Source organism: Rhodococcus sp. KB6 (assembly GCF_001445685.1).
GTDB lineage: Bacteria > Actinomycetota > Actinomycetes > Mycobacteriales > Mycobacteriaceae > Rhodococcus_F > Rhodococcus_F qingshengii.
In genome coordinates this window covers 1-529 of record NZ_LNAK01000076.1, presented here as the reverse complement: position 1 = coordinate 529, position 529 = coordinate 1, and the positions used below count along the sequence as shown (strand labels likewise).

General features: G+C 55.8%; 1 rRNA gene. It reads right to left on the bottom strand.

The window, feature by feature from the left end:
* Positions 1 to 529: ribosomal RNA gene (locus ASU23_RS12215) — 23S ribosomal RNA — on the bottom strand; the annotation flags it as partial.

Genomic DNA, 529 nt, shown 5'->3' with positions numbered 1-529 from the left:
GGGGGCTATTGCGTGAATGCCGCAGCTTCGGTGGTGTACTTGAGCCCCGCTACATTGTCGGCGCAGGATCACTTGACCAGTGAGCTATTACGCACTCTTTCAAGGGTGGCTGCTTCTAAGCCAACCTCCTGGTTGTCTTCGCGACCCCACATCCTTTTCCACTTAGTACACGCTTAGGGACCTTAGCTGGCGATCTGGGCTGTTTCCCTCTCGACTACGAACCTTATCGCCCGCAGTCTCACTGCCGCGCTCTCACTCACCGGCATTCGGAGTTTGGCTGATTTCGGTAAGCTTGTGGGCCCCCTAGACCATCCAGTAGCTCTACCTCCGGTGAGAAACACGCGACGCTGCACCTAAATGCATTTCGGGGAGAACCAGCTATCACGGAGTTTGATTGGCCTTTCACCCCTACCCACAACTCATCCCCTCAGTTTTCAACCTAAGTGGGTTCGGTCCTCCACGACGTCTTACCGTCGCTTCAACCTGGCCATGGGTAGATCACTCCGCTTCGGGTCTAGAGCATGCCACT